26 protein-coding genes are annotated in these 17,781 nt (G+C 72.2%); 16 read left to right on the forward strand and 10 right to left on the reverse strand.

The features are described 5' to 3' along the window. Nucleotides 1-34: 34 nt before the first annotated feature. Nucleotides 35-628: a ribosome hibernation-promoting factor, HPF/YfiA family gene (hpf, locus tag Q8W71_RS00445; RefSeq protein WP_305523339.1), complete on the reverse strand. Its 594-nt coding sequence runs from the start codon at nt 626-628 to the stop codon at nt 35-37. Nucleotides 629-804: 176 nt separating this feature from the next. Here hpf and Q8W71_RS00450 point away from each other — a divergent pair, with 176 nt between their 5' ends. From Q8W71_RS00450 to Q8W71_RS00460, 3 genes are all read left to right on the forward strand, one after another. Further along, nucleotides 805-2,364, forward strand: a complete 1,560-nt coding sequence (locus tag Q8W71_RS00450; protein WP_305523340.1) for a glucan biosynthesis protein — start codon at nt 805-807, stop codon at nt 2,362-2,364. Nucleotides 2,365-2,489: 125 nt separating this feature from the next. After that, entirely contained in the window at nt 2,490-4,628 is a 2,139-nt protein-coding gene (gene mdoH, locus Q8W71_RS00455) for a glucans biosynthesis glucosyltransferase MdoH (protein WP_305523579.1), read from the forward strand. An 80-nt stretch (nt 4,629-4,708) separates the two neighbouring features. Next, nucleotides 4,709-4,870, forward strand: coding sequence for a hypothetical protein (locus tag Q8W71_RS00460; RefSeq protein WP_305523341.1), 162 nt, complete (start codon nt 4,709-4,711; stop codon nt 4,868-4,870). Nucleotides 4,871-4,876: 6 nt separating this feature from the next. Here the strand turns inward: Q8W71_RS00460 and Q8W71_RS00465 are convergent, their stop codons facing one another. Further along, a complete protein-coding gene (locus Q8W71_RS00465; RefSeq protein WP_305523342.1) occupies nt 4,877-5,323 on the reverse strand; it encodes a hypothetical protein in 447 nt (148 codons plus the stop codon). Nucleotides 5,324-5,434: 111 nt separating this feature from the next. Between Q8W71_RS00465 and Q8W71_RS00470 the strand changes: the two genes are divergently transcribed. Continuing rightward, complete coding sequence (locus Q8W71_RS00470) at nt 5,435-5,620, forward strand: hypothetical protein (RefSeq protein ID WP_305523343.1); 186 nt, start codon at nt 5,435-5,437, stop codon at nt 5,618-5,620. A 45-nt stretch (nt 5,621-5,665) separates the two neighbouring features. Then, complete coding sequence (locus Q8W71_RS00475) at nt 5,666-5,860, forward strand: hypothetical protein (protein WP_305523344.1); 195 nt, start codon at nt 5,666-5,668, stop codon at nt 5,858-5,860. Between the two features lie 14 nt (nt 5,861-5,874). On the opposite strand, the gene Q8W71_RS00480 is transcribed toward Q8W71_RS00475, so the two are convergent. Both Q8W71_RS00480 and Q8W71_RS00485 read right to left on the reverse strand, forming a co-directional pair. Further along, on the reverse strand, nt 5,875-6,510 hold the full coding sequence (locus Q8W71_RS00480; RefSeq protein WP_305523345.1) for a cysteine hydrolase family protein: 636 nt from the start codon (nt 6,508-6,510) through the stop codon (nt 5,875-5,877). A 420-nt stretch (nt 6,511-6,930) separates the two neighbouring features. Then, nucleotides 6,931-7,695 carry an abortive infection family protein gene (locus Q8W71_RS00485; RefSeq protein ID WP_305523346.1) on the reverse strand — a complete coding sequence of 255 codons (765 nt, stop codon included), beginning with the start codon at nt 7,693-7,695 and terminating at the stop codon, nt 6,931-6,933. Nucleotides 7,696-7,799: 104 nt separating this feature from the next. Between Q8W71_RS00485 and Q8W71_RS00490 the strand changes: the two genes are divergently transcribed. Further along, nucleotides 7,800-8,333 carry a hypothetical protein gene (locus tag Q8W71_RS00490; RefSeq protein ID WP_305523347.1) on the forward strand — a complete coding sequence of 178 codons (534 nt, stop codon included), beginning with the start codon at nt 7,800-7,802 and terminating at the stop codon, nt 8,331-8,333. Between the two features lie 9 nt (nt 8,334-8,342). Continuing rightward, nucleotides 8,343-8,657: a hypothetical protein gene (locus tag Q8W71_RS00495; protein WP_305523348.1), complete on the forward strand. Its 315-nt coding sequence runs from the start codon at nt 8,343-8,345 to the stop codon at nt 8,655-8,657. Between the two features lie 67 nt (nt 8,658-8,724). Here the strand turns inward: Q8W71_RS00495 and Q8W71_RS00500 are convergent, their stop codons facing one another. Next, a complete protein-coding gene (locus Q8W71_RS00500) occupies nt 8,725-9,189 on the reverse strand; it encodes a hypothetical protein (protein WP_305523349.1) in 465 nt (154 codons plus the stop codon). Between the two features lie 167 nt (nt 9,190-9,356). On the opposite strand from Q8W71_RS00500, the gene Q8W71_RS00505 reads away from it, so the two are divergent. Continuing rightward, nucleotides 9,357-9,656 (forward strand): hypothetical protein, encoded by a 300-nt coding sequence (locus Q8W71_RS00505; RefSeq protein WP_305523350.1) that lies wholly within the window; start codon nt 9,357-9,359, stop codon nt 9,654-9,656. Between the two features lie 147 nt (nt 9,657-9,803). Here the strand turns inward: Q8W71_RS00505 and Q8W71_RS00510 are convergent, their stop codons facing one another. Next, the gene (locus Q8W71_RS00510; RefSeq protein ID WP_305523351.1) at nt 9,804-10,385 is read right to left on the reverse strand and encodes a hypothetical protein; all 582 of its coding nucleotides are present in this window, start codon (nt 10,383-10,385) and stop codon (nt 9,804-9,806) included. Between the two features lie 161 nt (nt 10,386-10,546). Here Q8W71_RS00510 and Q8W71_RS00515 point away from each other — a divergent pair, with 161 nt between their 5' ends. Genes Q8W71_RS00515 through Q8W71_RS00525 form a run of 3 tightly spaced genes read left to right on the forward strand, consistent with a single transcriptional unit; the run spans nt 10,547 to nt 11,530 of the window. After that, a complete protein-coding gene (locus Q8W71_RS00515; protein WP_305523352.1) occupies nt 10,547-10,963 on the forward strand; it encodes a hypothetical protein in 417 nt (138 codons plus the stop codon). Between the two features lie 13 nt (nt 10,964-10,976). After that, entirely contained in the window at nt 10,977-11,291 is a 315-nt protein-coding gene (locus Q8W71_RS00520) for a hypothetical protein (protein WP_305523353.1), read from the forward strand. Beyond that, on the forward strand, nt 11,288-11,530 hold the full coding sequence (locus Q8W71_RS00525; RefSeq protein WP_305523354.1) for a helix-turn-helix domain-containing protein: 243 nt from the start codon (nt 11,288-11,290) through the stop codon (nt 11,528-11,530). Before Q8W71_RS00520 ends, Q8W71_RS00525 begins: the two co-directional genes overlap by 4 nt. Nucleotides 11,531-11,568: 38 nt before the next feature. Here the strand turns inward: Q8W71_RS00525 and Q8W71_RS00530 are convergent, their stop codons facing one another. From Q8W71_RS00530 to Q8W71_RS00545, 4 genes are all read right to left on the reverse strand, one after another. Next, nucleotides 11,569-12,174, reverse strand: coding sequence for a metallophosphoesterase (locus tag Q8W71_RS00530; protein ID WP_305523355.1), 606 nt, complete (start codon nt 12,172-12,174; stop codon nt 11,569-11,571). 200 nt (nt 12,175-12,374) lie between these two features. Beyond that, complete coding sequence (locus tag Q8W71_RS00535; protein ID WP_305523356.1) at nt 12,375-12,668, reverse strand: hypothetical protein; 294 nt, start codon at nt 12,666-12,668, stop codon at nt 12,375-12,377. Further along, the gene (locus Q8W71_RS00540) at nt 12,665-13,924 is read right to left on the reverse strand and encodes a hypothetical protein (RefSeq protein WP_305523357.1); all 1,260 of its coding nucleotides are present in this window, start codon (nt 13,922-13,924) and stop codon (nt 12,665-12,667) included. Before Q8W71_RS00540 ends, Q8W71_RS00535 begins: the two co-directional genes overlap by 4 nt. 90 nt (nt 13,925-14,014) lie before the next feature. Next, nucleotides 14,015-14,320, reverse strand: coding sequence for a helix-turn-helix transcriptional regulator (locus Q8W71_RS00545; RefSeq protein ID WP_305523358.1), 306 nt, complete (start codon nt 14,318-14,320; stop codon nt 14,015-14,017). A 139-nt stretch (nt 14,321-14,459) separates the two neighbouring features. Between Q8W71_RS00545 and Q8W71_RS00550 the strand changes: the two genes are divergently transcribed. The 5 genes from Q8W71_RS00550 to Q8W71_RS00570 all read left to right on the forward strand — a co-directional run bounded on the left by Q8W71_RS00550 (nt 14,460) and on the right by Q8W71_RS00570 (nt 17,767). Beyond that, nucleotides 14,460-14,984, forward strand: a complete 525-nt coding sequence (locus Q8W71_RS00550) for a hypothetical protein (RefSeq protein WP_305523359.1) — start codon at nt 14,460-14,462, stop codon at nt 14,982-14,984. Nucleotides 14,985-15,086: 102 nt separating this feature from the next. Further along, a complete protein-coding gene (locus Q8W71_RS00555; protein ID WP_305523360.1) occupies nt 15,087-16,727 on the forward strand; it encodes an AAA family ATPase in 1,641 nt (546 codons plus the stop codon). 8 nt (nt 16,728-16,735) lie between these two features. Continuing rightward, the gene (locus tag Q8W71_RS00560) at nt 16,736-16,987 is read left to right on the forward strand and encodes a hypothetical protein (RefSeq protein WP_305523361.1); all 252 of its coding nucleotides are present in this window, start codon (nt 16,736-16,738) and stop codon (nt 16,985-16,987) included. Next, nucleotides 16,974-17,309: a hypothetical protein gene (locus Q8W71_RS00565; protein ID WP_305523362.1), complete on the forward strand. Its 336-nt coding sequence runs from the start codon at nt 16,974-16,976 to the stop codon at nt 17,307-17,309. Before Q8W71_RS00560 ends, Q8W71_RS00565 begins: the two co-directional genes overlap by 14 nt. A 2-nt stretch (nt 17,310-17,311) precedes the next feature. Then, nucleotides 17,312-17,767, forward strand: coding sequence for a hypothetical protein (locus Q8W71_RS00570; RefSeq protein WP_305523363.1), 456 nt, complete (start codon nt 17,312-17,314; stop codon nt 17,765-17,767). Nucleotides 17,768-17,781 lie beyond the last annotated feature (14 nt).

Genomic DNA, 17,781 nt, shown 5'->3' on the forward strand with positions numbered 1-17,781 from the left:
GCCGGTTCCGGCTCCGTTCCGCGCGGATGCGGGATCAGGCGCCGGATGTCGGCGGGTCGACCCAACCGATCGCCCCGTCGCTGCGCCGGTATACGACGTTGACGCGGCCCGTGCCAGCGTGGACGAACACGACGACGGGCGATCCGGTCATGTCCAGGGCGGTCACCGCCTCGCCGACCGTGCGGCGCTCCAGGGTGCGGGTGCTCTCCGCCACGATCGGCGGATGCGCGTCGCCGTCGACCTCCGGCTCCGGGTCGTCGTCCTCGGGCGCGGCGAACACCGCGTAGGCGGCCTCGACCGCCGCGTCGCCCGGACCGGTCGCGTGCTCCTTCAGCCGGTGCTTGTAGCGGCGCAGCCGCGTCTCCAGCCGGTCGGCGGTCTGCTCGAAGCTCGCCCGCGGATCGTGCGCCGAGCTGGCCGCCTCGATGGTCAGCCCCGAGACGAGATGCAGGACGCAGTCGGTGCGGAAGGCCGTGCCGTCCCGGCGCAGGGTGACGTGGCCGGCGCAGGAATCCTTCATGTGCGTGTCCATGTACTTCGCCAGCGTCGCGGACATCCGCTCCTCGACGCGGCTGCGCAGGCTCTCCCCGAGATCCACGCCGTGGCCCGTGACACGCAACGACCGCATGCTGCCTCCCTTTCGATGCCGTGGGTCGAATTAGAGAGCCGACTTTCCGGAAGTCAACGGACGCCGGGCCGAGGCCGGGCCCGGCTTAAGCTGGGGTTCAGCCGCCCTTCCGGTATAGGGGACGCGACCCGCCGGAGACCACGCCCCGCATGATGCCGCCGCAGCACGGAGATCCCATGGAGGGCCGCGAGACCGGCGCGACGCGCCGCGCCGTGCTGGCCGCAGCCGCCGGGGGCGCCCTGGCGTCCGTCCTGCCGTCCGCCGCCCGCGCGGCCGACGAGAAGGCTCCGGCCCTCCCCGGGGCCGGCGAGGCGTTCGAGCCCAACACGCTCGCCGCGCTGGCCCGCGCCCGCGCCGCCGCACCCTACGCGCCGCCGCGCTTCGACGACCTGCCCGGCGCGCTCAAGGACCTGCCGCAGGAGCGCTACGAGGCGATCCGCGCCGCGCCGGAGGCGATCGCCTGGGCGGGGGACGGCCTCGGCTACGAGCTGGAGCCGCTGCTGCGCGGCTCGATCTTCGCCCGGCCCGTCGCCCTGTACCTCGTGGAGGGCGGGCTGGTGCGGCCCCTCGCCTACGACCGCGCCCGCTTCACGATGGACGGCGCGGCCCTGCCCGAGCTGCCGGCCGAGGCCGCCTTCTCGGGCTTCCGCCTGCGCGCCCGGTTCGACGACGGGGCCGAACTGTCCGAGTTCGCCCTGTTCCAGGGGGGCTCGTTCTTCCGCCTCGTGGCCCGGGGACAGGGCTACGGGGTCACGGCGCGGGCCCTGGCGCTGCGCCCGGCCGACGCGCGCGGCGAGGAGTTCCCCCTGTTCCGCGCCCTGTTCGTCGAGCGCCCGACGCCGGGCAGGCCGATCGTGGTCCACGCCCTGGTCGAGTCCGAGTCGGCCGCGGCGGCCCTGCGCCTCACCCTGGCGCCGGGCCGCGACGCGTCGCGGGCGGAGATCGAGGCCACCGTCTTCGCCCGCACCGACATCGACCACCTCGGGCTCGGCGGCATGCAGGGCAGCTACCTGTTCGGCACCCTCGACCGGCGCGGCGTCGACGACCTGCGCGTGGCCGCCCGGTCCACCGAGGGGCTGGCCATCCGCAACGGCGCCGGTGAGCCGATCTGGCGGCCGGTGCACAACCCCGACACGCTCCAGGTCTCCGCCTTCGTCGACCGCGGCCCGAAGGGCTTCGGGCTGATGCAGCGCGCCCGCGCCTACGCCGACTTCGAGGACGACGTGAACCACTGGGAGTGGCGCCCCACCCTGTGGCTGGAGCCGGCCGGCGACTGGGGCGAGGGCGCGGTGACGCTGCTGGAGATCCCGAGCGACGCCGCGCGCAACGAGAACGTGCTGGCCTACTGGCGCCCGAAGGCGCCGCTGGCGAAGGGCGGCGAGCTGCGCTTCGCCTGTCGCCAGCGCTGGGACTGGGGCTGGCCGGACCCGCTGCCGCCGGATCTCGCGCGGGTCACCGGCAGCCGCGGCGGGCGCGGGTCGGGCGGCAACCGCCGCCTGTTCGCGGTGGACTTCTCCGGGGACGCCTTGGCTCTGCCGGGCCCGCTCGAACCCGCGCTGTCCGCCTCGGCCGGGACGATCACCCGCCGCAGCGTGTACAGCTATCCGGAGCGCAAGACCCTGCGCGTGCTGTTCGAGCTCGATCCCGGCAGCGAGCGCGCGAGCGAGCTGCGCCTGGAGCTGCGGCGGGGCGAGGCGCGGGCCAGCGAGATCTGGCTCTACCGCTGGACGCCGTGAGCGGCCACGGGGCGCGGACGATCGTCCCGCCCCGCGGGCCGGGGCCGGTTCGACCATTTGCCGTCCTGCCGCGTTCCGAGGCTACAACCACAGGAAGCCCGCCCGCCGTGTGCCTGGACGAGACCATCTCCCCGCCGCAGAACGCCGCCGCCGGACCGGACCCGCGCGCGCCCGCCCCAGCGATGCCGCCCGAGGCGCCGCTGGCCATGCCGGTGCAGGACCTCGCGGCCTGGGACGGCGCCGGGGCCCGCAGGCCGGCGCTGGCGAGCCGCAGCCCTTGGGGCGCCCGGGCCTTCGTCTTCGGCGGCGCGCTCGCGCTCAGCGTCTACGGCGCGTGGCAGATGGTCGAGACCGTGTCGGTCTCCGGCAGCCCGACCGCGCTCCAGCTCGCCCTCGTCGCGCTGTTCGTCCTGACCTTCTCGTGGATCGCCCTGGCCTTCACCAGCGCCCTGCTCGGCTTCGCGACGCTGGTGCGGCGCCCGCCCGCGCGCCCCGCCCCGGCGGCGCTCGCGACCCGCACCGCCGTGCTGATGCCGGTCTACAACGAGGCGACCGCGCGGGTGTTCGCCGGGGTCGAGGCGATGCGCGAGGCGGTCGAGGCCACCGGCCTCGGGGCGCATTTCGACTGGTTCATCCTGTCCGACTCGACCCAGGCCGACGCCTGGATCGCCGAGGAGCGCGCCTTCCTCGACCTGCGCGGCCGGCTCGGGCCGGAAGCGCGCGTCTACTACCGCCACCGCCCGAAGAACCACCACCGCAAGGCCGGCAACATCGGCGACTTCGTGACCCGCTGGGGCGGCGCCTACGACCACATGCTGGTGCTCGATGCCGACAGCCTGATGAGCGGCGGCACGATGGTGGCGCTCGCCGCCGCCATGGAGGCGGATCCGGACGCCGGCATCGTCCAGAGCCTGCCGCTGATCATCAACCGCAACACCCTGTTCGCACGCCTCCAGCAATTCGCCGCCCGGGTCTACGGGCCGGTGATCGCCGCCGGCCTGTCGGCGTGGTCGGGCCGCGACGGCAATTACTGGGGCCACAACGCGATCATCCGCACCCGCGCCTTCGCTGCCGCCTGCGGCCTGCCCGACCTGCCGGGCCGACCGCCGTTCGGCGGCCACATCCTGTCCCACGACTTCGTCGAGGCGGCGCTGATCCGGCGGGCCGGCTGGGCGGTGTACATGCTGCCGCGCCTGCCGGGCTCCTACGAGGAGAGCCCGCCCTCGCTGATCGACGTGGCGGTGCGCGACCGCCGCTGGGCGCAGGGCAACCTCCAGCACGCGCGGGTGATCGGCGCGGCCGGCCTGCACCCGGCGACCCGGCAGCACTTCGCCACCGGCATCATGGGCTACGTCGCCTCGCCCTTGTGGCTGCTGCAACTCGTGGTCGGCATCCTGCTCGTCCTCCAGACGGTCACCACCCGGCCCGACTATTTCGGGGGCGCCGGCTTCTCGCCGGTCTTCCCGCGCTTCGACCCCGTGCGCGCCCTCCAGCTCTTCGGCCTGACCATGGCCGTGCTGCTCGCCCCCAAGCTCCTGGGGCTGATCCTCGCGCTGCTCGACGGCCCGGTGCGGCGGGCCTGCGGGGGTGCGGGCCGGCTCACCCTCTCCTGCCTCGTCGAGATCCTGCTCTCGGCGCTGGTGGCGCCGGTGGCGATGGTGATCCAGTCGGGCTCGGTCGCCGGCATCCTGCTCGGCCGCGACACCGGCTGGAACCCGCAGCGGCGCGACGACGGCTCGATCCCGCTGCGCGCCATCGTCGCCCGCCACCGCTGGCACACGGCGCTCGGCCTCGTCGCGGGTGTGGCCGCCTTCGCCATCTCGACCTCGCTGTTCCTCTGGATGAGCCCGACGATCCTCGGCCTCGTGCTCGCCATCCCGATCTCGTGGGCGAGCGGCCAGCTCGCCTTCGGCCTCGCCCTCAAGCGGCGCGGCCTGCTCGCCACGCCGGAGGAGGCCGCCGCCCCGGAGATCGCGGTGCGGGCCGCCGCGCTCACCGCCCGCAACGCCGCGCGCGGCCTCGACGAGGGGGACGCCCTGGCCGCGCTCAACGGCGATCCAGCCCTGGCCGAGGCCCACGCCCGGATGCTGCCCGAGCGGCCGGCGCGGCCGCGCGGCGCCGTCGATCCGGACCACACGCTCGCCGCCGCCAAGATCTGCGAGGCCGAGACGGTCGCCGAGGCGCGGGCGTGGCTCTCGGCCAAGGAGCGCATGGCGCTGCTCCACGACCGCGCGCTCCTCGACCGGCTGGTCCGCCTCGGCTGAGCGCGGGTCCCGGGGCCGGCCTGGGGCAGGAAGCGTTAACCAACCCGCGCCTACCGTCCGCCCCGTCCTTCACGGAGCCGATGATGACGCTGCTGCTCGCGCTGGTCCTCCTGCCCCTCGTCGTCGCCATCGTGCTGGCCCGCGGCGAGCCGGTCCGCACCATCAGTTGCCTCGGCGCGATGGGCGTGGGCTGCGTGATCGCTTGCTACAGCCTCGTCGGGCTGCTGCGGCCGCGGGCCTGAGGCCCCCTACCAGCCGCAATTGGGGAGCGGGGCCTGGGCCTTGGCCAGGGCGTCCTTCTCGATCTTCACCAGCGCCCCCCAGGCGTATTTCTGGGCGTAGGGGGTGACGTTGGTGAACAGGCAGCCGAGTTGGAAATGGGTGGCGCCCATGTCCCCGGAAAAGCTCATGCAGTCGAGGAAGGTCCAGGTCTTCGGCACGGGGATGAGCGAGCGCCAGCGCGGGGGCGCCGCCTGGGCGCAGACCTTGACCGGCCCGGCACTGTCGTCCGCGTTCAGGGCGCTGGCGGGCAGCCCGGCATTCTGCGCGCGGGCCGGGACGGCGACGCAGGCGAGCCAGCCGGCCAACAGGGCGCTCGCGAGCTTCGCGACATCGGACTTCGCGGCGTCTGGCATGGCGGGGGCGCTGGCGCGTCGATCGGCCCGGCCGGCGACCGGGTCGGACGGCGCTAGCACGCCGCCATCCTCACAGCCAAGCCGGGCGGCGAACCGAGCGCGGGTACGCCCCGGTCGGGGAGGTCAGAGCCGGTAAGATTTCCTCAACCGCGCCGGGGCGAGGATGCGCGCATGCCCAGCCTGTCGGCCCCGCGCCTGCTCACCTTCGTCGTCTCCGCGGCGCTGATCGGCCTCGCGGTCGCCAGCCTCTACACCAAGATCCCGATGATCGGCCGCACCGTGGTGGCGCACCGCCAGTGGTTCTTCATCGGCGCCTACGTCCTGCTCGCGCTCGGGGTGACGACGCGCAGCCTGTGAACGCGGGGCCGTGACGCCGCCGTCCGCCCGTGGCAAGGACGGCGGATGCTGATGCTCGCGCTGCTGATCGCCCTCGTGGTCACGATCATCCTGATGTTCGTCCGGCGGCAGTGGATCGGCCGCCTGACCTCGCTGGCGACCCTGCTCGCCGGGCTGCTCACCGCCCTCTGGCTCAACCAGGCCGGCCTGCTGCCGGGGCCGCAGGGCGCGCCGCCGCCGGCCGCGACGCCGGACCGGTAGCCGGACCCCGCCGCTCACCGCCAGCGCGCGAGCACCGCGTCGGCGGTCTGGGTCTCGACTTGGCAGCCGTAGCGCATGCGGTACATCACCATCAGCGCGTCGTGCGCCTCGTCGCAGGAACTGCACAGCCCGTCGGTGACGAGCACGATGCGGTAGCCGAGATCGACGCCGCCGAGGACCGCGGCGAGGACGCACACGTCGGTCTCGGCCCCCGTCACCACCAGCGTGTCGATGCCCCGCGCCTGCAAGCGCGCGTCGAGGTCGGTCCCGATCCAGGGGGAGTACACGCGCTTGTCCACCACCTGCGCGGGCGGGACGTAGCGGGCGAGGCTCGGCACGAGGTCGACCATGCCCGGAGCGAGGTTGTCGCCGGTCATCGAGGCCCAGCGCTCGAAGTACCGGCCCCAGGCACCCCGCCCCTCGCCCGGATGATCGGGCGGCACGAAGCGGGTGAAGATCGTCCGGTCAGGGTGCGCGGCGACGAGGCGCTCCACGCGCGGCAGCACCCGCGGCATCCACGGCGTGCGCCAGTCGGTCGCCTCGGCGAACATGCGCTGCATGTCCACGCACAGGTGGACGCAGGTGTGGGACAGGGGATGCTCGGTGGAGGCGCATGCGGGATCGGTGTCGACGGACGCGGGATCGGCCATGCCCGCGTAATCACGGGCATCCGGCTGGGTTCCGGGTGCGACATGCGCCCTCACCGGAGCGCGACGCTGATCCCGAGCGCCCCGCGCTGCGGATTGCCCGAGCAAGTGCACGATCGCGACGTATATGAGATGAATTGGTCGCTGTCGGGAGGCCGGCGTGCCGGCAAAACGGGTCCGACCAGTGATGGTCGGAGTGGCAGGATTTGAACCTGCGACCCCCACGTCCCGAACGGGGGCGTGTGCCGACGGCGGTGTCTCTACGACGCCGCCGTTGGCAGCGCAAGGGGGTTTCTCTCGTCATCTCTCGTCACCCCAAATCACCTCCCCTAACGGCAACATGTTTGGTCGATGTTTGGTCGGTTCGGCCTTTGTCCCACCGACCCCGTGGCCCGTTCCAGGCCACGCTCCCGGCGCGGGGCGTCAGCCCTTGCCGCGCTCTTGGTAGGTCTCGACGAGGAAGGTGGCGACGGCCCCGGCCGCGTTGACCGCGAGGCTGGCGTGCCGCGGCGAAGGACGGACGCGGGGCCGCTCGCCCGTTGGCGGGTCGTCGGCGTGCGCGTCGGAGAACCGGTTCCGCAGGGTCCCGAGCCCGTTCACCAGGTTCATGGCCCCGCCGAGGATAGCCTTGATCGGCACGTCTCGGTGCTGGTCCGGGGCCAGCCTCAGCCCGGTGGCGACGGCGCCGTAGAGCTTGGGCAGGTCGTCCTTCGGAGCGTAGGCGATGCCGAGCCCGTCGAGGATGTGCTTGCACACGGCCTCCAGCAAGGTCCGCGCGACCGTGATAGCCCCCTCGGGGTCTGAGGTTCGGCGCGCGAGGGCCTTGGTCCAGACGGCGTGGACGCCCTCGGCGTCGAACGAAGCGAGCGTGTCCCCGACCACCGCGTCGCCGGGGGCGCGGTTGCGGCCTTCGAGGTGGTCCACCAGCGGAGTGAACGCCTCGCGGATGAAGGCCCGCCGTTCCTGGTACCGGCCGAACTTGTCCTTGATGAAGGGCCAGAACGCGTCGAGCGTGCGGGAGGTCCTGACGAACGCCGGCAGGAGCGCCTTGACCTCGTCGTCCTGAAGGAGCTCGCGTCGGAGGATCTCGTAGGCGTGCCCGTCACCAGAGGGGCCCGTCGCTCGCTCGATGAGGATGCCCTCCATCATCGCGATCTGCTCGATACGGGTTTCTGGAATGTCGTCCACGCGTCCTGCCCTCCCACGATGCCTAGGAGTAGCGCGGTTTCGTTCGCCCTTCCTTGACCACGCGGCTTAGGGGGCCGGTAGGGCCTGCCTCCTACGGTCCCGCCATGCCGCGCACGATCCGCATCCACACCGGCTGGCCCGAGCCCAGCTACGCCACGCTCACCGCGACGCCTGTCCGCCATCCGGCCGAGCACGACGTCATGTTGGCGGCGATGGCGGCCAAGCCAAACGGGGCCTTCGCCTCGGAGGTCGCGCACGAGATCACGCTGGATCAGGCCCGTCGGCGGGACTTCCCGCACCACCGCTCAACGGGTCTTCGCGTCAGCGCGTACGAGATACGGGACGCCGACGAGCATCTGCTGGGCCTGTGCGTCCGGCCGGGGCAGATGGGGGGGCGGACGGGCTGGGTACGGGAGGGGGAGTGGCTCGCTATCGCCCCCGACGGACGTCTACCTCGCCATCGCGAGATCTGGATCTCGACCCTCCAGTCGGCCGCGGAGCTCCTGGCCCAGCGCCCGCGCCGGGCGATGCGTGCGAGGGCGAAACGGCTGCTGGAGGATGAGCGCGCCGCTCAAGTGGCTGCGGGACGCCTGGCCGAAGACGCCGACGCGTTCGCCGACCTGCCCGCGACACCTTGAGGCCCGCCCATGTATCCCAAGAAGAAGTACGGCATCGCGCCGGCCCTGAGCACACTCGACACGCTTTGCTCGGCGGCCCTCCGCCAGCCCGACGTCCCCGCGGACCGGCGGGCGCGCGTGGCGGAGATCCAGGCCTGGACGTCGACCGTCGCCCCCGACGCGAGCCTCGGTTCCCCCGGCGTCGAGACGCCCGAGGGCGCGGCCATCCTGCGCGAGGTCGCGGAACGCCAGGCCTACGTCGAGGAGGACCCCCGCGCGCGATGGTTCGCCTGGGGGATGGGCGGGGAGCCCCCCAAGGCCCCGGATTTCGGACGCGGCCAGTGAAAATCGCTCTCTACTAAGGGGGCGCCCCGTTACCTCAGCACTCGCCCCCGGGATGCGTCCGGAAAGCTCAGGCCGCCGCGTCCGATTTCGAGGTCTGCGGGGTGCCCAGCAGCCGCCCGGCGAGCATCAGGGCGGCGCTTTCCGCGCTCGCCCCCTTCTCCATCAGGACGACCTTCGCCTCGCCGAAGACGGGCAGAAGCGGGACGCGCAGCCCGCCGATGGCGCCAGCGAGCGCGACGGTGTCTTTCACTCCCATCCGAGCGAGATGGGCAGCCAGTGCCGCCACGATGACGGCGTCGATGGATGGCGTCTCCAGCAGGCCTGCTTCCCTCCGCTTGAGGCGCTCGATGCGCTTGCGCTCGGCGTCGTCGCGCCTGCGCTCGGCGGCCGCGGACGAGCCTGCCCGTCGGACACCCGCAGGCCTGGGAACCGGCAGCGGCCCGGGCCCGGGCGTGTCGAGGTCCTGATCGGCCCGCGCCTCGGCCAGCACCCCTTCCAGGAACTCGTCGCCGGCATCGTCGTCGTAGAGCATGGAGGCCTCCGGGTCTGGAGGGGATCATGCTGCGTCGGCCGGCAAGCCACCAGGCGCCCCGGCCAGGGCTTCCTTTACCCTGCCAACAGGAAGGCGACGGCGGACTCTTGGCACCGATTCGGGGAGCTGCGATCTCTGGTTCACACGCACCGAGGGAGGCCGCCCTGATGTACCATACGAACGCCCACCAGGTTGGCCAGTCGTTCGAGACCGCGGCCTACTCCATCGCCGGCGCCCTTGGGTCTGCCCTCGTCGCCGGGCGCCTCGCCCGCCAGGCCGCCCGTGCCGAGCAGGACGCCGAGCTCGCGGACGCGTACCGCGCCGTCGCCGCCCGTGTCCGGTCCGCCCGCCTTGCCGCCGGACATGTCCGACGGGCGACCGCCGCACGCGCCGAGACCGCCAGGGCGGCGGAGGAGGACGAACTCCGGCGCCTCATCATGGCCCGCGCGCGTGTCACCGCGGCATGAGTTGATGCCACGACGTGCTCACGGGGGGTCAGGGTGTGTGCGCGCAGAAAGAGTCAACCGGGTATAAGCAAGTCACGCGAATGTGATCGAAACGAAAGAGGCCCGCCCGGGTGTACCGGGCGGGCCTCTTTCGTTCGGGATGGCGCGTCAGGCGAAGGCGGGTGCCGGCCGGGAGCGGGCCTCCTTCAGCAGCCCAGCCCATGGGTCGACGCGCAGGACCGGCTCGGCCACGGGCTGACGGCAGAGCCGGTTGATCTCGGCTCTGCGCCATGTGGCCATGTCCTCCGGCTCGGGCAGGCTCGCGATGCGGCGCTCGCGAAGGAGGTGTTCGCCGATCCGCCGGGCCGGGTGCGCGGCCAGGCGCGCCTGCTGCTCGGGCGACAGCGCCCCGAGATACGCCAGCGCCGGTTCGTCCAGCGTCCCCTCGACGCCGCGGCGCTGCCCGGCGAGGAAACGGAGCGCGGCCTGCCCCCACTCCACGGACGCGTCCGCCGACGGCGCGGCGGGGGCGGACGCGGCCGGGGCGGCGAGGTTCTGCGCAGCCTCGTCGGCGGCGGCTTGGAGCTCGGCGACTGCTTCGGCCTGCGCGGCGGCCGCCTGCCCGGGCGCGCCGCCGGACATCGAGCGGGCGACCCATCTGACGCCGTCCCAAACCAGGCGGGGGGCGGTCGCCATGGCCGCAAGGGCGGCCTTCATGATGGCGGCGACGAAACGGACGACGGAACGCATGGGGGACCTCCTGAGGGGTAACCCCAGTAGCCTGCGCGCGAACCACGAAAGCCACATCCCGCCCGCGGGGGCCTTGCAGCTTTCGACGCCACCCGTAGCATCCCCTTATGCGAGGTCGGCCCTGCCGTCCCGCGCCACGCCGTACGGGAGACCTCGGCACCATGACGACCGATTCCTCGATTCGCCTTTCGCGCCCCGCCCACAGCCTCGATCAGGCTGACCGCGAGCGCCTCGCCGACAGCCTCGCCGCCGCCGGCGCCACGCCGGTCGTCTACGCCCGCATCGCGGCCCCTTACGAGGAGTACCCGCGTCCCGACCTGGATCTCGTCATCCAGGCCGACTGGCGCCGCACCAAGTCGATCCATCGGGCGTGGATCGACTGGGCCTTGGAGAACGACCTCGACCTGGACGGGGAGATCTACGTCGAGCTCCGCTACACGCACGCCTTGCCGGCCGGCCGCGTCCGCCGCCAGAGGGAGAGCGTGACGGCCATCCGGGTCGACCTCGCGCAGGTCCTGCTGGAGCGCGACCTCGCGGCCCTCGACGCCGACGACCGCGCCCTCGGCCTGACCATCTGACGGGGGCACGGACATGAACGACAACAACCCCATCATCCACGACCTCGCAGCCCGCCGCGCGTCCCTGGGCGCCCTGCCGGCCATCCAGGTCCTGCGGTCCGCCCGAACCGAGGCCGATGCCAGGCGCGCCGCGGCCTCCATCGCCGCTGCCTGCACCCGGCCGCGGCCGGCGTGGTACCGCGAGGACCGCCCCGGGGACTGCTACCTGGGAACGCTCGGCAGCGGCGAGGTCCTGGCATGGGCCTGCGGCACGCCCGACGAGCCCTTGGAGCTGATCGCCTGGATCACGGAGTGGTCGGGCTCGTGCGTCTGGAGGGCCGAGGCGTGACCCCAGCCCTGCTCGCGGCCGCCGGCGAGGCGCTTTTCGGTTCCGAGTGGCGCCGGGCCCTGGCGGCCGCTCTCGGCGTCGATCCGCGTCTCGTCCAACGGTGGGCCAGCGGGCAGAGGGAGATCCCGGGCACGGTCGCCCCGGCGCTGCTCGCGCTGCTCAGGCGGGAGGCGTTGGGGCTGGAGGGGCAGGCCCTGGCCCTGCGCCGGGCGGCAGCCGCCATCGAGGAAGCCGAATAGCGAAGGGCCCCGGGACGCTCCCCGGGGCCCGTTTCGTTTCAGGCCCCCTCGGCCTCCCGCTTCGCCCGGGTCTCGCGCTCCTCCGCGATCAGGCGCTCCTCGTCGGACATCGGCGTCTCCGACATCCGTTCCTGGATCTCGGCGATGGACACCGGCCGGTACCCCCAGGCGTCGACGCCGACGTCGAGGCTGCGGTTCGTGCCCGGCAACTTGCCGTGCGAGTGCCCGTAGAGGTGGAGCGCGCCCCGCCACGCGCCGTTCCAGGTCCGGAGGGCGTAGTGGCAAAGGACGAGGCGAACCTGGTCAACATGGATGGTCCGCAGGTCCGCCGGCGGGGACGCCCAAGGGAGCTCCAGGTGGCGGTCGCCATCGTGGTTGCCGATGACGAGATGCTTTCGGCCGTTGAGCCGCGAAAACACGTCCTGGCACCTGGCGGCGCTGGAGTTCATGGCGAAGTCGCCCAAGTGGAAGACGTCGTGCGACGGCCTGACCCGCGAGTTCCAGGCGTGGATCAGATCGTCGTCGTGGCGGGCGATGTCGTCCCAGGGGCGACCCTCCATCTTGAGGATCCCGCGGTGCCCGAAATGGGTGTCGGCGGTGAACCAGGTGGTCGAACCGGCGAAGTGGTCGCGCTTGGTCTTCATGAAGGCAGCCTCCTGTCGAAGGGGCTGCGCGCACGGCGTCACGCCCCGGGGGTGGTCTCGCTGGTTCGGGGATGGCGTATGCGTTTCACGGCGGGCCTCGTGGGGGGCGTCGATGAGCGAGGGATCGCAGCTCGCGCCGGGGGCGGCAAGCGCGAGATGGGGGTGTGGTTACGTATTCCCTGGCCGGGTCGCCTGGGCGGTCACGAGTACCATTTCTCCACCCGTCGCCACGCCACGACGACGTCCTCGAACCCGAGCCTGACGAGCAGGTCGCAGAGGATGCCGTCGGCGTCCTGGTGAGGTTCCTCGCGGCCGCGCTCCGACATCGCCTCCAGGTGCCGGAGATCCTCCAGTGCGGACGCGCGCTCGGCGACCAGCCGAGGCGTGACCACGAACCCGAGCTCGGCGAGCTCCCCAACGAGGACCTCCGGCTTGTCGCCGCAGATGCCGGTCCACTCGCCGATCTTCGCCAGGGCGGTCGGGTCGGTCGTCATGCCGCCTCCTGCGCCGGCCACGCCCAAGTGACAGGCTCGTGGTACACCCGCGCCAGGGCGACTTTCGCCGTGGTGACGCGCCCCCGGTTCCGGCGCCGGGCCCGGCGGGACAGGGGCTTGCCGATTGCCAGCCGGGCCGCCTTGGCCGCCTCGACGTCGACCAGCACGTCGACCCATGCGTTCCGGGTCGGACGGAGGTAGCCGCGCTCGAACTCGGCGCGCCATGCCTCCATCTCGCGTCGGTGGCGCTCGCGTTCCGCGACGATGATGCTGGCGTAGAGGGACTCCCCGCGGTGCAGGTCCACGGCCTCGCTGGGCGGGCCGGCGCCCGGGTCGAGGTTCGGGCTTGCCGGATTTCCGGCAACCGGGTCCGTGACCCACTCGTACCGGCGGCAGATGTTGAACTCCACGTCGCCGACCTCGCACCAGCCGTCTTCCGGCGGGCTGACGCAGACGACGGTGAACCCGTCCGGGGCGCGCCCGGGGCTCCCGTTGTGCTCGACGACGCGGTGGATGTCCGTCCCGTCCCGGGTCACCAGGTCGCCGACCTCGAAGAACCGGTTGCCGTAGGCGTCCATCTTGCCAGCGGCGATCAGGGCGTCCCTGCGCTCCTGGTCGGCCTTCCACTCGCCCTCCATTGCCTCGACGGTCGTGATGCCCATGGCAATCGACATGGCCATGCTGTGGAACCAGGTCTGGCTTGCGGCCGCCTGAAAGCTCGCAAGGGTGTCCAAGATGGCGCCCGAGCCTGTTGCCGGATTTCCGGCGGCGTCGTCCGCGTCCGGCTCCTCGTCCTCTGGCTCCTCGTAGGGGCGGCCGTGAACCTGCTCGTAGGCGTCCTTCGACCACTCGGCGCGGCGGTACGTGAACAAGCCCAGCGTGAACTCACCGGAGCAGGAGTAGAAGCCACCATCCTCGATGCCGAGCACCCGGCCGTAGAACTCTGGGAACCGGTGCGCGATCTGCTGGAAGATGGGCTCGGCGTCGCCGTTGTAGGCGTCGAAGCGGACCTCGATCTCGCCGGGCTCGTCGCGGATGAACTTGAAATCGCCCGCGTTGTAGGCGCTACCCCAGTTCTTGTAAGCCCAGTTCCGGCCCTCGCCGGACGGGTATTCGGCGAAGGTCTCGAAGCTCAAACGGACCGGGCAGCCATCGTAGCCGCGGTTGGTGTTCTCGACGATGTGGGCGGCCTTGAACGCGGCGATGTCCTCGGGCGGACCGGCGAGCGTCAGACGCAGTGTGGTGTTGTTCGCCATGGGGGGTCCTGGGGGCGGCCACGACGGTGACCTCGCGGGCTAGGCCCACCCCCGATGGTACGCACGCGCGTCGATTCGAACAGGGACGCGCTACCAACGCGGCCGGGGCAACCCCCGGCGGGCGTTGCGCTCGTCCTCCTCGGCCTGTTCCCGCTGGAGGTCGTCGAGCGTGGGGCACCCGTAGTTGAACGTGGTCAGCGCCAGATCGAGTCCGACCATGTTCATCATGCGCAGCACGGTGGCGAAGCTCATGTCGGGGTTGTACCCGTTCTCGAAGGCGATGATCCTCGTGCGGGAGCTCCCGATGGCCACGGCTACCTGGCCCTGCGTCAGCCCTTTGGCGCGGCGAGCTTCCTTAATGGCTTGGCCGAGCTCCTGGATGTCGATCCGACTCATAAACGCGACATTTCCGGCTGGATGGGCCTTCAGGTCGCGTTATCGCGACTTCGGGCATGTCTGCAGGATGCCTCCGCGCCCCGAAAGGGACCACCGCCGTTAACCATCTTCGCCCGCCGGGCGTGGTATCCCAGGCGGCATGGAGATCTCGCTTCAATACGTCGACCCGGAGCACTGGCCCCGCCCCAAAGGCTGGACCGCCGTCGGCCTCGTCGGGCGCCTCGCGCTGGCCTACGACCCGGCGCGCCAGCCCTACCTCGTCGGCGAAGGCGAGCCCCGCCCCCTCGACCCGGCTGCGGTCAACCAGGCCCTGGTCGCCGCGGTGGATCGGGCCGGGATGACCGTGTGGCCAGGCGGCTGGACGCATGCGCTTCCGGCGGCCTTCGGCCTGAACAAGAGAACGACGCAACGCGACCGCATCGAGCGGCAGGGCCTCCACCCGGCAGTCCTTCAGGCCCTCGGCAGCGCGGCCTCGTCCCCGGACGCGGACGGCATCGGTGTGCTCCTCGTCGCCCTAGCGTCTTACGCCGACCAGCACGGCGAAGGCGGCACCGACCCGCGCAGGGCACTCGACGACGCGGAGAGAGCTGCGGCCAACGCCCTCGACATCCTGCGCCGGGTCCGGCGCGGCAAGACCCTGCTCAATCGCGAAGGACACGGATGACAATCCTTCGACCGGTAAAGATTCGTTAACGGGCAGGCATTAGGGTGGACTCTCGCTCCGGCTCGGCATGTGCCGTCACTGGGGCAGTCGGAGTGTCCCGAGATGAAGAAGACCCCCTCTCTGAAGGGCGCGTCGCCGCTCGCGCTTGTCCTGGCCGGTAAGGCCGGGCTGTTTCGCGGCACAATCGCCCACGACCTTCTCGACCGCATCAACGTCCTCGTGCCCTCCGTGGCGACAGGCGACCGGCCGACGGTCTATCGCCAGAGCCTGGGCGACCCCCTCCTCGCCGAGACGTACCTATCCCTCCGCGCGATCTGCAAGGACTGGCTGGCTCAACGCCCTGGCGCTGGGGACGAGGCCATGCGGGATGCCATGGCGCACGCCTGGGAGCCGCTCCGTCGCACTGAGCCCCAGTGGCGCTTCATCGGGTCGGAATTCACCGAGGGACTCGATCCCGAGGTGCGGTCTCTCATGCACGACACCTTGGCGCTGTACCTGCATATGCTCGGCCACCCCGAAGCGACGCCGGCACTCGTCAAGGTGCTGTGGTCGTGCGCAAGGGGCAGGAGCCCGTATGCCGAGGCGTACGTCCTACGCGCTGCCGGAGTGGCGTTGCTCGACGACGGCGACGACGAGGACCACCCGGACGTGATGCCTTACTGGGACCCATCGGACCCGCTCGGCATCGCGGAGATCCACGCCCGGGCGTACCTGAATTCAACCGGCACGGCGGCTCTGCCGGCGCGCCTGACGCATGCCGACGAGATGGAAGACGACCGGGCGGGCATCGCGCGCCACCAGCCGGCTGCGCCGGAGCCGGTGAAGCCCGCGCCTACACCGGAAGCTGCCCCGGCGCTCTCGCTGCGCGTATTTCCCTCGCTCCGCCACCTGCCGATGCCCAGCCTGATGGCACGCGACCGTGGCGACAGCCCGCGGGCGCTATGCGAGGCCGTCGCCGAGAAGGCGCTGCCGCTGGTGGCAGCGCCGGACCCGGCCACGGTCGCCGCGACGTTGAACGCCGCGTTTCCCTGGGCTGCCGAGGTGACGGAGCAGTACGCCGGGGATCTCGTCGGCGCCCCTTACTCGATGCTGCGCCCGCGTACCCTGGTCGGCGGCATGGGTGGTGGCAAGACCGCGTATGCCCGGGCCGTTCTAAAGGCGTTCGGTCTGCCTGAAATCTTCTACTCGGCGGGCGGCGTCATGGATGGCGGCAACTTCGCTGGGGCCAGCCGGACGTGGAGCACGTGGCGCCTGTCAGTTCCGGCGCAGGGCGTGCTTCGGTTCCTGCTGGCGTCTCTAGGCTGCGTCATCGACGAGGCGGATAAGGCAGGTCCGAGCAGGCGCTGGGGCCGTCTCGACGAGACGCTGCTCCCGTTCGTGGAACGTGGCACGACCGCGAAGGCGATCTTCGACCCGGCGCTGGAGGTGCCCCTCGACCTGTCGGGGATCAGCTACATCCTGACGGCAAACACCCTGGACGGAATGTCCGGCCCGCTCCTCGACCGCGTCCCGCCGGTCGCGTGGCCGATGCCGCGCCGCGAGGACCTGCCCGTCGCCGCGGCGGCCATCTTGGACGAGCTCCGGCGTGAACGGGGCTTGTCCGAGGCTTGGTGTCCCGCCTTGGACGGCAACGAGATCGACGCCCTGACGGCTTGGCGCGGTGGCTCCCTGCGCCCGCTCCGCCGCATGGTCGAGACCGTTGTCGCGAGCCGCGAAGCTTTCGCGCGCCTGATGCCGAACTGAGGGGCACCATGCGCGAGAACGACCTCCTGGGCGCCGTCCGGGAACGCCTCCGGCTGGCTTGGCAGCACCGCTTGGCGAGCGGCCCCGTGCTCGTCGGCGCCGCTCTGCACGTCGACGAGCTCCTCGCCCGCCGGGATGACGGCGTGGAGCCGGAGGCGCTTCTCCTCGCCGAGGCGCTCTCGGTCGAGGCGAACGCCATGGCCGCGCCGTACCGGAGGCGGCGCGGCCCGATGCAGGAACGGCGGCGTGCCTCCCTGTGATGTGTACCGCCACACAAGGCGGCGCCGCTGGTCCCTGAAAGTCGGTGGCCGCGTCGTCGGACACGTCGAGGCGGTCGCTCTGGCTGGCGTCGCCCTCGTCGTCCGCCCCGGGGCACTGGCCCGCGTCCGGGACCGCCACGTCCGGGAGGTCTGTGCCCTCGCGCGGGGGACACCGACCGCCGCGCCCCGACCGCCCGGCGCCCGCCGGCTCCGATTCGACGTCTACGGCGCCGGCACCTTCCTCGCCGACGGCCAACCCATCACCGCCGCGGCGCTCGCCTGGTTCGAGGCCGACGGCTCAGCCTGGATCTCGGAGGATTGACGATGCGAACCTATGCCCTTGCCGCCATCCTGCTCGCCGCCGTCCCGGCCGCCGCCAAGACCGGCGGCGCGGTCCCGGTCGAGGAGCCGTCGTTTCCCGCCAAGGGCGACCGCTTCCTCCTCTCCGTTCGCGCGCCCGACGTGCCCGGCCGCGAACGGTTCGCGCGCATCTACGCCGCCGCGGACCGGACGGATGCGCGATACTGGACGACGACAATCGTTTGCGGGACCGTGGACACGAAGACGGGCCGCGAGCGGATCGAGCTCCAGGGGGGCGGTTCCGCATCTCTCGACGGGGGCAAGCTCACCGGCACTTGGTCCCCCGCAGGCGTCAGCGGGTACGGCCAGGCGCAGATGAGGGTTTGGAGCGTCGACGCCCGGGACGGCCTCGACGTGACGGTGTCGATGAGCGGGCCGTGCCCCTCTCGCGGCCGGGGCGACCTGAGCTCTGGTGACTAGCCACCCCGCCGCCT

Origin of the sequence: Methylobacterium amylolyticum (assembly GCF_030700245.1) — a bacterium.
Lineage (GTDB): Bacteria > Pseudomonadota > Alphaproteobacteria > Rhizobiales > Beijerinckiaceae > Methylobacterium.